Source organism: Cronobacter malonaticus LMG 23826, assembly GCF_001277215.2.
GTDB lineage: Bacteria > Pseudomonadota > Gammaproteobacteria > Enterobacterales > Enterobacteriaceae > Cronobacter > Cronobacter malonaticus.
On the sequence record NZ_CP013940.1, the window covers coordinates 3,821,696 to 3,835,758 of the forward strand.

Sequence of the window (14,063 nt, forward strand, 5' to 3'; positions counted from 1 at the left end):
TCCGCCATGAACGTTTATCCGTCACAAGCTGAATATCTCTCTCAACACGCCAGACTTCTTTGGCGTTGTAAGGTTAAGCCTCACGGTTCATTAGTACCGGTTAGCTCAACGCATCGCTGCGCTTACACACCCGGCCTATCAACGTCGTCGTCTTCAACGTTCCTTCAGGAGACTTACAGTCTCAGGGAGAACTCATCTCGGGGCAAGTTTCGTGCTTAGATGCTTTCAGCACTTATCTCTTCCGCATTTAGCTACCGGGCAGTGCCATTGGCATGACAACCCGAACACCAGTGATGCGTCCACTCCGGTCCTCTCGTACTGGGAGCAGCCCCCCTCAATTCTCCAGCGCCCACGGCAGATAGGGACCGAACTGTCTCACGACGTTCTAAACCCAGCTCGCGTACCACTTTAAATGGCGAACAGCCATACCCTTGGGACCTACTTCAGCCCCAGGATGTGATGAGCCGACATCGAGGTGCCAAACACCGCCGTCGATATGAACTCTTGGGCGGTATCAGCCTGTTATCCCCGGAGTACCTTTTATCCGTTGAGCGATGGCCCTTCCATACAGAACCACCGGATCACTATGACCTGCTTTCGCACCTGCTCGAGCCGTCACTCTCGCAGTCAAGCCAGCTTATGCCATTGCACTAACCTCCTGATGTCCGACCAGGATTAGCTGACCTTCGTGCTCCTCCGTTACACTTTGGGAGGAGACCGCCCCAGTCAAACTACCCACCAGACACTGTCCCCACGCCGGATCACGGCGCCAGGTTAGAACATCAAACATTAAAGGGTGGTATTTCAAGGTTGGCTCCACGCAGACTGGCGTCCACGCTTCAAAGCCTCCCACCTATCCTACACATCAAGGCTCAATGTTCAGTGTCAAGCTGTAGTAAAGGTTCACGGGGTCTTTCCGTCTTGCCGCGGGTACACTGCATCTTCACAGCGAGTTCAATTTCACTGAGTCTCGGGTGGAGACAGCCTGGCCATCATTACGCCATTCGTGCAGGTCGGAACTTACCCGACAAGGAATTTCGCTACCTTAGGACCGTTATAGTTACGGCCGCCGTTTACCGGGGCTTCGATCAGGAGCTTCTCTTGCGATAACCCCATCAATTAACCTTCCGGCACCGGGCAGGCGTCACACCGTATACGTCCACTTTCGTGTTTGCACAGTGCTGTGTTTTTAATAAACAGTTGCAGCCAGCTGGTATCTTCGACTGACTTCAGCTCCACCCGCAGGGGCTTCACCTACATGTCAGCGTGCCTTCTCCCGAAGTTACGGCACCATTTTGCCTAGTTCCTTCACCCGAGTTCTCTCAAGCGCCTTGGTATTCTCTACCTGACCACCTGTGTCGGTTTGGGGTACGATTTGATGTTACCTGATGCTTAGAGGCTTTTCCTGGAAGCAGGGCATTTGTCACTTCAGCACCGTGGTGCCTCGTCATCACGCCTCAGCCTTAACCTTCCGGATTTGCCTGGAAAGTCAGCCTACACGCTTAAACCGGGACGACCGTCGCCCGGCTGACATAGCCTTCTCCGTCCCCCCTTCGCAGTAACACCAAGTACAGGAATATTAACCTGTTTCCCATCGACTACGCCTTTCGGCCTCGCCTTAGGGGTCGACTCACCCTGCCCCGATTAACGTTGGACAGGAACCCTTGGTCTTCCGGCGAGCGGGCTTTTCACCCGCTTTATCGTTACTTATGTCAGCATTCGCACTTCTGATACCTCCAGCATGCCTCACAGCACACCTTCGCAGGCTTACAGAACGCTCCCCTACCCAACAACACATAGTGTCGCTGCCGCAGCTTCGGTGCATGGTTTAGCCCCGTTACATCTTCCGCGCAGGCCGACTCGACCAGTGAGCTATTACGCTTTCTTTAAATGATGGCTGCTTCTAAGCCAACATCCTGGCTGTCTGGGCCTTCCCACATCGTTTCCCACTTAACCATGACTTTGGGACCTTAGCTGGCGGTCTGGGTTGTTTCCCTCTTCACGACGGACGTTAGCACCCGCCGTGTGTCTCCCGTGATAACATTCTCCGGTATTCGCAGTTTGCATCGGGTTGGTAAGCCGGGATGGCCCCCTAGCCGAAACAGTGCTCTACCCCCGGAGATGAGTTCACGAGGCGCTACCTAAATAGCTTTCGGGGAGAACCAGCTATCTCCCGGTTTGATTGGCCTTTCACCCCCAGCCACAGGTCATCCGCTAATTTTTCAACATTAGTCGGTTCGGTCCTCCAGTTAGTGTTACCCAACCTTCAACCTGCCCATGGCTAGATCACCGGGTTTCGGGTCTATACCCTGCAACTTAACGCCCAATTAAGACTCGGTTTCCCTTCGGCTCCCCTATACGGTTAACCTTGCTACAGAATATAAGTCGCTGACCCATTATACAAAAGGTACGCAGTCACCCTCTTACGAAGGCTCCCACTGCTTGTACGTACACGGTTTCAGGTTCTGTTTCACTCCCCTCGCCGGGGTTCTTTTCGCCTTTCCCTCACGGTACTGGTTCACTATCGGTCAGTCAGGAGTATTTAGCCTTGGAGGATGGTCCCCCCATCTTCAGACAGGATATCACGTGTCCCGCCCTACTCATCGAGCTCACAGCCTGTGTGCCTTCGTGTACGGGGCTGTCACCCTGTATCGCCGGCCTTTCCAGACCGTTCCACTGACACACAAGCTGATTCAGGCTCTGGGCTGTTCCCCGTTCGCTCGCCGCTACTGGGGGAATCTCGGTTGATTTCTTTTCCTCGGGGTACTTAGATGTTTCAGTTCCCCCGGTTCGCTTCGTTAGCCTATGTATTCAGCTAACGATGATGCACCGAAGTGCACCGGGTTTCCCCATTCGGACATCGCCGGTTATAACGGTTCATATCACCTTACCGGCGCTTTTCGCAGATTAGCACGTCCTTCATCGCCTCTGACTGCCAGGGCATCCACCGTGTACGCTTGTTCGCTTAACCTCACAACCCGAAGAAGTCTTCGTGCTGCGAGTTTGAGAGACTCTGACACACCGCGCATTCCTGATTACGGAAGAATGCAACAGCATGTCTGTTTCAATTTTCAGCTTGTTCCGGATTGTTAAAGAGCAAATACTTCGCAGTATACTCGTTGAGTACACTCTGAAGTGATGGTGGAGCTATGCGGGATCGAACCGCAGACCTCCTGCGTGCAAAGCAGGCGCTCTCCCAGCTGAGCTATAGCCCCATCGTAGTTAAACCTCTTCAACTCCTGTGGAGTTGGTAGGCCTGAGTGGACTTGAACCACCGACCTCACCCTTATCAGGGGTGCGCTCTAACCACCTGAGCTACAAGCCTGTAGAGGTTTTGCTTCTTTACTTTCTATCAGACAATCTGTGTGAGCACGCGAGGTTGTATCTTTCAGGTAAGGAGGTGATCCAACCGCAGGTTCCCCTACGGTTACCTTGTTACGACTTCACCCCAGTCATGAATCACAAAGTGGTAAGCGCCCTCCCGAAGGTTAAGCTACCTACTTCTTTTGCAACCCACTCCCATGGTGTGACGGGCGGTGTGTACAAGGCCCGGGAACGTATTCACCGTGGCATTCTGATCCACGATTACTAGCGATTCCGACTTCATGGAGTCGAGTTGCAGACTCCAATCCGGACTACGACGCACTTTATGAGGTCCGCTTGCTCTCGCGAGGTCGCTTCTCTTTGTATGCGCCATTGTAGCACGTGTGTAGCCCTGGTCGTAAGGGCCATGATGACTTGACGTCATCCCCACCTTCCTCCGGTTTATCACCGGCAGTCTCCTTTGAGTTCCCGGCCGAACCGCTGGCAACAAAGGATAAGGGTTGCGCTCGTTGCGGGACTTAACCCAACATTTCACAACACGAGCTGACGACAGCCATGCAGCACCTGTCTCAGAGTTCCCGAAGGCACTCCCGCATCTCTGCAGGATTCTCTGGATGTCAAGACCAGGTAAGGTTCTTCGCGTTGCATCGAATTAAACCACATGCTCCACCGCTTGTGCGGGCCCCCGTCAATTCATTTGAGTTTTAACCTTGCGGCCGTACTCCCCAGGCGGTCGACTTAACGCGTTAGCTCCGGAAGCCACGCCTCAAGGGCACAACCTCCAAGTCGACATCGTTTACGGCGTGGACTACCAGGGTATCTAATCCTGTTTGCTCCCCACGCTTTCGCACCTGAGCGTCAGTCTTCGTCCAGGGGGCCGCCTTCGCCACCGGTATTCCTCCAGATCTCTACGCATTTCACCGCTACACCTGGAATTCTACCCCCCTCTACGAGACTCAAGCTGACCAGTTTCAAATGCAGTTCCCAGGTTGAGCCCGGGGATTTCACATCTGACTTAATCAACCGCCTGCGTGCGCTTTACGCCCAGTAATTCCGATTAACGCTTGCACCCTCCGTATTACCGCGGCTGCTGGCACGGAGTTAGCCGGTGCTTCTTCTGCGGGTAACGTCAATCGCTGTGGTTATTAACCACAACGCCTTCCTCCCCGCTGAAAGTACTTTACAACCCGAAGGCCTTCTTCATACACGCGGCATGGCTGCATCAGGCTTGCGCCCATTGTGCAATATTCCCCACTGCTGCCTCCCGTAGGAGTCTGGACCGTGTCTCAGTTCCAGTGTGGCTGGTCATCCTCTCAGACCAGCTAGGGATCGTCGCCTAGGTGAGCCGTTACCCCACCTACTAGCTAATCCCATCTGGGCACATCTGATGGCATGAGGCCCGAAGGTCCCCCACTTTGGTCCGAAGACGTTATGCGGTATTAGCTACCGTTTCCAGTAGTTATCCCCCTCCATCAGGCAGTTTCCCAGACATTACTCACCCGTCCGCCACTCGTCAGCAGAGCAGCAAGCTGCTCCCTGTTACCGTTCGACTTGCATGTGTTAGGCCTGCCGCCAGCGTTCAATCTGAGCCATGATCAAACTCTTCAATTAAAAGTCTGATGCTCAAAGAATTAAACTGTTAGTTCGTAATGAATTAACTGTTGTTCACTTGAGACTTGATATTCGTTTATCGTCCGTAGACGTTAAGATATCAGTGCCCCGAGTGCCCACACAGATTGTCTGATAAATTGTTAAAGAGCAGTGCGACGCGGCCTTCAGCCTGCTGTCGCGAGGTGGCGTATATTACGCTTTCCTCTTTCAGAGTCAAGCGTTTATTTTCGCTTTCGTCTGCCTGACGGGCTGGCTCGTTTGCCGTTGTGCCGTGTCAGTGGAGGCGCATTATAGGGAGTTCTCTTCGCCTGACAACCCCTAATTTCAAAAAAGTTTTCGTTCGCTTAATTTCCAGGCAATGTGCCGGAAAAGAATACTAATCGCGGTTCAGGCGGGCGATTTCCTGCGCAAAAAGGGCCACCTGAGGCCAGTCCGTATAGACCACCTCTTTTGACGTATCTGTTTCCCCGCCCGTCATTTTCATAATCAGGCGAATCATAAAGCGGTCAAACCAGCGATAACGCGGATAACGCAGCGCGCCGGCGAAAACGGCGCAGCGATCGGGCTGCCAGGGCGAGTTCATCAGAAACTTGCGCGTATAGCTGTTGGTCTGCGGCGTTCGCTTCTCTGGCTTACGCGCCACAAGGTTCACCGAGAAGAACGCACCCGGCAGCGCGTTAAGCGCCTGCTGATGTTGTTTTACAAACGCGTCCAGCGTCGGGTGAAAATGGCCGTAGCGAATCGATGCGCCTATCACCACCTTCTTATATTGCGTCCAGTCTGGCGCTTCAGCGCGATGCAGGTTGACCACATCCACCGCTTCGCCCATTTCCTGTAGCTGAGACGCGATATAAAAAGCGATTTCGCGCGTTTGTCCATCACGGGTGGAAAACAGAATTAAGGTTTTCACGTTTATCTCCTTATTCGCGCCAGAACGTCGGGGTGAACAGCACCAGAAGCGTAAACACTTCCAGACGCCCGAAAAGCATATTGGCAATGAGTATCCACTTAGCGATGGGGTTCATACTGGCGAAGTTATCCGCCACAACGCCAAGGCCAGGCCCAAGGTTATTAAGCGTCGCCACCACAGAGGCGAATGCCGAGAAGTCGTCCACGCCGGTCGCGATAATCGCCAGCATGCTGACCAGGAACACCAGCGCATACGCCGAGAAGAATCCCCACACCGCTTCGAGGATACGCTCCGGCAACGCGCGGTTGCCAAGCTTAATACTGTAGACCGCGTTCGGGTGCACCAGCCTTTTCAGCTCGCGGTTGCCCTGTTTAAAGAGCAGCAAAATGCGAATAACTTTAAGACCGCCGCCGGTTGAACCGGCGCAGCCGCCAATAAATGCCGAGCAGAGCAACAGCACCGGCAGGAAAAGCGGCCACTTCGCGATACTGTCCGTCGTGAAGCCCGCCGTCGTCGCCATCGACACCACCTGGAAAAACGCCTGGTTAAGCGTCGTTATCGCCGAGTCGTACGTGTCATGGAACCAGAGCACCAGCGTACAGATAAAGACCAGCGTCAGTTGCACGCCGATAAACATACGAAATTCCGGATCGCGGGAATAGACTTTAAGGCTACGCCCGCTGAGCAGAGAAAAGTGCAGGCCGTAGTTACAGCCGGAGATCAGCAGAAAGATAGCAATAATAGTGTTAATGGTCGGGCTGGCGAAATACCCGACGCTGGCATCGTGAGTAGAAAATCCGCCGATAGCGATAGTGGCAAAGCTGTGGCCAATCGCGTCAAAGGCGGGCATTCCCGCAAACCACAGCGCCAGCGCGCACGCCACCGTCAACAAAACATAAATCAGCCACAGCGTTTTCGCCGTTTCGGCAATACGCGGGCGCATTTTATTGTCTTTGAGCGGCCCTGGCATTTCAGCGCGGTACAGCTGCATCCCACCGACGCCGAGAATGGGCAGAATCGCCACCGCCAGCACAATGATCCCCATCCCGCCGAACCATTGCAGCATCTGGCGATAGAAAAGGATGGCATGCGGCAGAGAATCAAGCCCCACCAGCGTGGTCGCGCCCGTGGTCGTCAGCCCGGAAAAGGATTCGAAAAAGGCGTCAGTAATCGTGAGGTTAGGCCGCTCGGAGAAGATAAACGGCAGGGCCCCGACGCTGCCCAGCACCGTCCAGAAGAGCACGACAATAAGAAACCCTTCGCGCGATTTCAGCTCGCGCTTCTGGTGACGGTTCGGCCACCAGAGCGCCGCGCCGATAGCCAGCGCGACAAAAAAGGTTTGAGTGAAAGCGCGTCCCGCGCCGTCGCGGTATAGCAGGGCCACCAGGCCGGGAATGATCATTGTCCCGGAAAACAGGATAACCAGTAGACCAACGATTCGGGTAATGGCGCGAAAATGCATCTGCCGTTTCCTTTGGAATCAAAATGAAGGAGAGGATTATTATTCAACCGACAACAAATGCAATGCACCACGGCTAAAGTCGGCAAGCTTTGCCGAAAAAGCCGCCACCTGCGTATACGGAAGCGCCACGCGCAACGCCACATTGGCCTGAAACGCGCTCTCCACCACCCTGCCGTTAAACTGACCGAGCAGCGTTTCCACACCTGCGAGCTGCGCGTAATCGCACAGCAAAGTATATTCCGTCAGCGGCACTTTGAGTGTGGTTTCAAGCTGCGTTAACGCCTGTTGAACACCGCCGCCGTAGGCTTTCACCAGCCCGCCGGTGCCAAGCTTAACGCCGCCGAAATAGCGCACCACCACGGCAGTAATCTCGCCGACGCCGCTGCCCATCAGCTGCGCCAGCATCGGTTTTCCGGCCGTGCCCGCCGGTTCACCGTCGTCCGAGAACCCGAGCTGCTGCGAATCATCGGGCGCGCCCGCCACCCATGCCTGGCAATAATGCCTGGCATCCGGGTAATCGGCGCGCGCCTGCACAACGAACGCTTTGGCCGCTTCCACGCCCTCGGTATGGCCGAGCAACGTAATAAAGCGGCTCTTTTTGATCTCTTCTGTAAAGATCACCGGCAAGGCCGGAACTAGCCAGCTCTCCATCAGGCGAGCTTCAGATCCCGGGTCATGTTTTCCACACCGTGTTCGTGAATGACCACGTTATCCTCAATGCGGATACCGCCGAACGGCTTCAGCGCCTCGATTTTCTGCCAGTTGAAGTGCTTACTGAACGGGCCTTCGCGCCACGGCGCCAGCAGCGACTCAATAAAGTAAATCCCCGGCTCAATCGTCAGCACCATACGCGGCTGCAATACGCGCGTGCAGCGCAGATAAGGATATTTCGCCGGTGCAGCCAGATGCGTGCCACTGTCGTCCTGCATAAAGCCCGCGACATCATGCACCTGTAAGCCCAGTGGATGCCCGATACCGTGCGGCATAAACGGCCCGGTAATGTCGGCTTCCACCATCGCTTCTTCGCTGATGTCCGTGACAATCTGATGACGGCGCAGCAGCTTCGCGATGCGCTGATGGAACTGAATGTGGTAATCGATATAACTGACGCCCGCTTTCATGGTGCCAATCAGCGCCAGCTGTTCTTCATTCACGTCTTTAATCAAAGCTGCGAAATCGCTGTCGCTGTCAGCTGCCCAAGTGCGGGTTAAATCGGCCGCATAACCGTTATATTCTGCACCCGCGTCCAGCAGGAAGCTGCGCATCTCAGACGGCGCGCGGTGATCGAGACGGGTGTAATGCAGCACAGCGGCGTGTTCATTGAGCGCCACGATATTGCTGTAAGGCACATCGGTATCGCGATGGCCGGTTGCGGTCAGGTAGGCAAGGTTTATATCGAATTCGCTCATGCCGGACAGAAACGCTTCATGTGCGGCGCGGTGGCCGTTAACCGCCGTCTTCTGCGCTTCGCGCATGCAGGCCAGCTCGTAATCCGTCTTATACGCGCGGTAGAAGTGCAGATAATCAATCACGCCTTTCGGGTTAATTTTATCAGCTGGCAATTCCAGTTTCAGCGCGCGCTCCGGCACCGGGCCGATATACGCGATATTGCCGCGCGCGGCAGGCAGCTGGCCGCCGATGTCGTCAGCTTTCGGCAGCGCGATAATGTCTATCTCGTCTGTCCAGAACGCACTCGGCAGCGGCTCGACGTTATGCCAGTAATCCACCGGCAGATAAAACCACAGCTTCGGCTTGTTCACGCCATCCACCAGCAACCAGCAGTTTGGCACCTGCGTCACCGGCACCCACGCTTTGAACTGCGGATTCACCTTAAACGGATAGGGATGATCGTCTAAAAAGACGTTAAACAGTTCCCCGGAGTGGATAAGCAGCGCGTCCAGATTAAAGCGGGCAAGGACGTTGCGGGTACGCTCCTGGAGCGTATCCAGATGATTTTTATAGAGGGTGGTCAGCGAATCCATACTTTACCTTTAAAGTTTGAGCTCTCAACTCCGGCATCTTAGCACACCGGTTTATTCCCTGAGCGTTTTCCACCATCCGTGATCGCGTTTGCAAATATTTAAACAGTAATTTGCATTTCATTAACATCAACTCCACACTCCGCTTCATCTGGTACGACCAGATCCCCTTGCTGGATTCAGGAGACCGACATGCTCTACAAAGGCGACACCCTGTACCTTAACTGGCTGGAAGACGGCATTGCCGAACTGGTGTTCGATGCCCCCGGCTCGGTGAATAAGCTTGATACCGCGACCGTAGCAAGCCTTGGCCATGCGCTCGACGTGCTGGAAAAACAGCACGATCTCAAAGCCCTGCTGCTGCGTTCGGAAAAAGCCGCGTTTATCGTCGGCGCCGACATTACCGAATTCCTCTCGCTGTTCCAGGTGCCTGCTGAGCAATTAAGCCAGTGGCTGCACTTTGCCAACAGCGTGTTTAACCGCCTTGAAGATCTGCCGGTGCCTACACTTTGCGCCATCAACGGCTACGCGTTAGGCGGCGGCTGCGAGTGCGTGCTGGCGACCGATTTCCGTCTCGCCACGCCGGATGCCCGTATCGGCCTGCCGGAAACGAAACTTGGCATCATGCCGGGCTTTGGCGGCTCGGTACGCCTGCCGCGTCTGTTGGGCGCCGACAGCGCGCTGGAAATCATCGCGGCCGGTAAAGACATCACCGCCGACGCGGCGCTGAAAGTGGGCCTGGTTGATGCGGTCGTGAAACCGGAAAAACTGATCGAGGGCACGCTGCGTATGCTGCGCCAGGCCATCGACGGCGAGCTCGACTGGAAAGCCCGCCGCCAGCCAAAACTTGAACCGCTGCGCTTAAGTAAAATCGAAGCCACTATGAGCTTTACCATCGCCAAAGGCATGGTGATGCAGACCGCGGGCAAACACTACCCGGCGCCGATGACGGCGGTGAAAACCATCGAAGCGGCCGCAGGGCTGGGCCGTGATGAAGCGCTGGCGCTGGAGAACAAAAGCTTTGTGCCGCTGGCGCGCTCCAGCGAAGCGCGCGCGCTGGTCGGCATCTTCTTAAACGACCAGTACGTCAAAGGCCTCGCGAAAAAACTGACCAAAGAGACCGAGACGCCGAAACAGGCCGCGGTACTGGGCGCAGGCATTATGGGCGGCGGCATCGCCTACCAGTCAGCCTGGAAAGGCGTGCCGGTCATCATGAAAGATATCAACGAGAAATCACTGACGCTCGGCATCAGCGAAGCCAGCAAGCTGCTGAATAAACAGCTGGAGCGCGGCAAAATCGACGGGCTGAAGCTTGCAGGCGTTATCGCCACCATCCATCCGACGCTGGATTACGCCGGCTTTGAGCGCGCTGACGTGGTCGTCGAGGCGGTGGTCGAAAACCCGAAAGTGAAAAAAGCGGTGCTGGCGGAAACCGAACAAAAAGTTCGCCCGGATACCGTGATTGCCTCCAATACCTCGACGATCCCTATCAGCGAGCTGGCAAGCGTGCTGAAACGCCCGGAAAACTTCTGCGGCATGCACTTCTTTAACCCGGTGCACCGTATGCCGCTGGTTGAAGTGATCCGCGGCGAGAAAACCTCCGACGCCACGATAGCCAAAGTGGTGGCCTGGGCCAGCAAAATGGGCAAAACGCCGATTGTGGTGAATGACTGCCCCGGCTTCTTCGTCAACCGCGTGCTGTTCCCCTATTTCGCCGGGTTCAGCCAGCTGCTGCGCGACGGCGCTGATTTCCGCCAGATAGACAAAGTGATGGAGAAACAGTTCGGCTGGCCGATGGGCCCGGCGTATCTGCTGGATGTCGTCGGCATCGATACCGCGCACCATGCACAGGCCGTGATGGCGGCGGGTTTCCCGCAGCGCATGCAAAAAGATTACCGCGATGCTATCGACGCGCTGTTTGACGCCGGTCGCTTCGGGCAGAAAAACGGTAAAGGTTTCTATGCCTATCAGGAAGACAGCAAAGGCAAACCGCGCAAAGTGCCGGATAACGCGGTGGACAGCCTGCTTGCGGAGGTGAGCCAGCCGAAGCGCGCGTTCAGCGATGAAGAGATCGTCGCGCGCATGATGATCCCGATGGTCAACGAAGTGGTGCGCTGCCTGGAAGAAGGCATTATCGCCAGCCCCGCCGAGGCGGATATGGCGCTGGTTTACGGTCTCGGCTTCCCGCCGTTCCACGGCGGCGCGTTCCGCTGGCTGGATACGCAGGGCAGCGCGAAATACCTCGATATGGCGCAGCACTATCAGCATCTCGGCCCGCTTTATGAAGCGCCGGCGGGGCTTCGCGACAAAGCGAGCCACAACGCGCCTTATTATCCCCAGGTTGAACCCGCCCAACCGGTGGGCGAACTGCAAACGGCTTAAGGAGTGACGAATGGAAAAGGTTGTAATTGTTGATGCTATCCGCACCCCGATGGGCCGTTCCAAAGGCGGCGCGTTCCGTCAGGTGCGGGCAGAAGATCTCTCCGCACACCTGATGCGCAGCCTGCTGTCGCGTAATCCGCAGCTCGAAGCCAGCGCCATCGACGACATCTACTGGGGCTGCGTGCAGCAGACGCTGGAGCAGGGTTTTAACATCGCCCGCAACGCCGCGCTGCTGGCGGAAATTCCGCACAGCGTTCCCGCGGTGACGGTCAACCGCCTGTGCGGTTCGTCAATGCAGGCGCTGCACGATGCCGCACGCATGATCATGACCGGCGATGCCAGCGTATGTCTGGTGGGCGGCGTGGAACACATGGGCCATGTGCCGATGAACCACGGTGTCGATTTTCATCCGGGCTTAAGCCGTAACGTCGCGAAAGCCGCGGGCATGATGGGGCTGACGGCGGAAATGCTTTCGCGTATGCACGGCATCAGCCGTGAAATGCAGGACGCTTTCGCCGCTCGCTCGCACCAGCGCGCCTGGGCCGCCACACAGGCCGGGCATTTTAAACAGGAAATCATTCCGACCAGCGGCCACGACGCCGACGGCGTGCTTAAGCGCTACGACTTTGACGAAGTGATCCGCCCGGAAACCACCGTTGAAGGGCTGTCGCAGCTGAAACCCGCGTTCGACCCGGCAAACGGTACAGTCACGGCGGGCACCTCGTCAGCGCTCTCCGACGGCGCGGCGGCGATGCTGGTCATGAGCGAATCGCGCGCCCGTGAACTCGGCCTGACCCCGCGCGCGCGTATCCGTTCTATGGCGGTAGTAGGCTGCGATCCGTCGATTATGGGTTACGGCCCGGTGCCGGCCTCGAAGCTGGCGCTGAAAAAAGCCGGTCTGACCGCGAGCGATATCGATCTGTTTGAAATGAACGAAGCCTTTGCCGCACAGATCCTGCCGTGCATTAAAGATCTGGGCCTGATGGAGCAGATCGACGAGAAGATCAACCTCAACGGCGGCGCGATAGCGCTCGGCCACCCGCTCGGTTGCTCCGGCGCGCGTATCAGCACCACGCTGATTAACCTGATGGAGCGCCGCGACGCGGAGCTTGGCCTTGCCACGATGTGTATCGGCCTGGGCCAGGGCATCGCGACGGTCTTTGAGCGAGTGTGAGTCAGACAACGCGCCTGGCATCAGGCGCGTTGGCGAAAAGTTTAGTTGCCGTTCTTCCCGCCTGTCAGGGGCGGGTTTTTTATTTTCCACATTTGTGCCAGGCTTTTTTAACGACTCTACACTTCAGGGAAAACCATGAAGGGATGCTTTATCTTCGCGCCGCTTGCCGCTGCGCTTTTTTGCACTACTTCTGCACGGGCAGAGCTGTCAGAGGAGACGCTGGCGCAGCGCTGCCTGACCTCGCTTATCAGCACATGGCAGGATCACGCGTATATGCAAAAAGTCCTGAATGAATCGCGCGTTGTGCCGGAGAGCGTGGTTGTGGAACGGTATGACGAAAACGTGGGGCAGCAGCATATCGCGACCTAGCTCACCGCCAAACTGGATCATCCAGTGCGCAAAAATATTACGCTGCTTTGCCTGCTGGAAAACGATAGACCGTTATATGTCTGGTCAGGAAGGGAGATTGCCGCCAGCCCGTAATCAGGGCTGGCGTTATGCGGGCACGACTCAGATAAACGCAAAGGCGTCGCCGAACAGGCGGTCTTCGCGCGCGCTGCGCTCGTTGCAGAACAGGTCGCGGGCGATCTTCGCCATCTCGAAACGTCCGGCGATGTAGATATCGTGTCCGGCAAGCGTACCGAAATCCTGCATCACTGCCGTCAGTACCGTGCCGCTGCGGCCGCGCCACGTCTCATCCGGCTGCTCAACCACCGGCACAATCTTCAGATTCGGGTGGTCAACCGACAGCGCTTCCAGCTCTGACAGATCGTAAAGATGCTTCTCTTCGCGGCCGCCCCAGTAAATCGTGATATCGCGATTCGGGTTGCGCGCCAGCGCCGTCAGCAGAATCGAACGCGCGTAGGAGAACCCCGTACCGCCGGCAATCAGGATCAGTGGACGCTCTTCGTCATCGCGCAGCCAGGCGTCGCCATGCGGAATATCGACCACAATTTCACGCTCTTTGAGAATGCGATCCATCACCGCCATCGCGTAGAGGTTAAGTTCCGACGCGCCGATATGCAGTTCGATAAAGCCCTGCTCATCCGGCGTGGAGGCCATAGAAAAAGGGCGCTTGTCCCGCTCATCCATTACCACCATCAGGTACTGACCTGCGCGAAACGAAAAGGCCGCTTCCGGCACTAAACGAACGCGATAAACGGTATCCGTGATGGCTTCTACCGAGGTCACTTTACAGCTTAAGGTTGTCATGCGTTCCCT

At 56.2% G+C, this 14,063-nt stretch carries 7 protein-coding genes, 2 tRNA genes, 2 rRNA genes and 1 pseudogene; 3 read left to right on the top strand and 9 right to left on the bottom strand.

Translation table 11 applies throughout. The annotated features are described in order from the left end of the window. Nucleotides 1-69 precede the first annotated feature (69 nt). From AFK66_RS17935 to pepQ, 8 genes are all read right to left on the bottom strand, one after another. Nucleotides 70-2,971, bottom strand: a 23S ribosomal RNA gene (locus AFK66_RS17935). 168 nt (nt 2,972-3,139) lie between these two features. Beyond that, nucleotides 3,140-3,215: transfer RNA gene (locus AFK66_RS17940), tRNA-Ala, on the bottom strand. A 33-nt stretch (nt 3,216-3,248) separates the two neighbouring features. Further along, a tRNA-Ile gene (locus AFK66_RS17945) sits at nt 3,249-3,325 on the bottom strand. 68 nt (nt 3,326-3,393) lie between these two features. Beyond that, nucleotides 3,394-4,935 (bottom strand): 16S ribosomal RNA (locus AFK66_RS17950). Together the 16S and 23S rRNA genes with 2 tRNA genes alongside form the textbook arrangement of a ribosomal RNA operon. A 376-nt stretch (nt 4,936-5,311) precedes the next feature. Further along, nucleotides 5,312-5,845, bottom strand: coding sequence for a menaquinone-dependent protoporphyrinogen IX dehydrogenase (hemG, locus tag AFK66_RS17955; RefSeq protein WP_007780208.1), 534 nt, complete (start codon nt 5,843-5,845; stop codon nt 5,312-5,314). 10 nt (nt 5,846-5,855) lie between these two features. Continuing rightward, nucleotides 5,856-7,307 carry a Trk system potassium transporter TrkH gene (trkH, locus tag AFK66_RS17960; protein WP_007704604.1) on the bottom strand — a complete coding sequence of 484 codons (1,452 nt, stop codon included), beginning with the start codon at nt 7,305-7,307 and terminating at the stop codon, nt 5,856-5,858. Nucleotides 7,308-7,346: 39 nt separating this feature from the next. After that, nucleotides 7,347-7,958: an IMPACT family protein gene (locus tag AFK66_RS17965; RefSeq protein ID WP_032983049.1), complete on the bottom strand. Its 612-nt coding sequence runs from the start codon at nt 7,956-7,958 to the stop codon at nt 7,347-7,349. Next, entirely contained in the window at nt 7,958-9,289 is a 1,332-nt protein-coding gene (gene pepQ / locus AFK66_RS17970) for a Xaa-Pro dipeptidase (protein ID WP_023899610.1), read from the bottom strand. Before pepQ ends, AFK66_RS17965 begins: the two co-directional genes overlap by 1 nt. Nucleotides 9,290-9,478: 189 nt before the next feature. On the opposite strand from pepQ, the gene fadB reads away from it, so the two are divergent. The 3 genes and pseudogenes from fadB (at nt 9,479) to AFK66_RS17985 (ending at nt 13,325) form a co-directional block, all read left to right on the top strand. Continuing rightward, nucleotides 9,479-11,668, top strand: a complete 2,190-nt coding sequence (gene fadB / locus AFK66_RS17975; RefSeq protein WP_023899611.1) for a fatty acid oxidation complex subunit alpha FadB — start codon at nt 9,479-9,481, stop codon at nt 11,666-11,668. Between the two features lie 10 nt (nt 11,669-11,678). Then, complete coding sequence (fadA, locus tag AFK66_RS17980; protein ID WP_007780194.1) at nt 11,679-12,842, top strand: acetyl-CoA C-acyltransferase FadA; 1,164 nt, start codon at nt 11,679-11,681, stop codon at nt 12,840-12,842. A 135-nt stretch (nt 12,843-12,977) separates the two neighbouring features. Then, nucleotides 12,978-13,325, top strand: a pseudogene (locus tag AFK66_RS17985) (hypothetical protein). A gap of 27 nt (nt 13,326-13,352) precedes the next feature. On the opposite strand, the gene fre reads toward AFK66_RS17985, so the two are convergent. Continuing rightward, entirely contained in the window at nt 13,353-14,054 is a 702-nt protein-coding gene (gene fre / locus AFK66_RS17990; protein ID WP_007780189.1) for an NAD(P)H-flavin reductase, read from the bottom strand. Nucleotides 14,055-14,063: the final 9 nt, after the last annotated feature.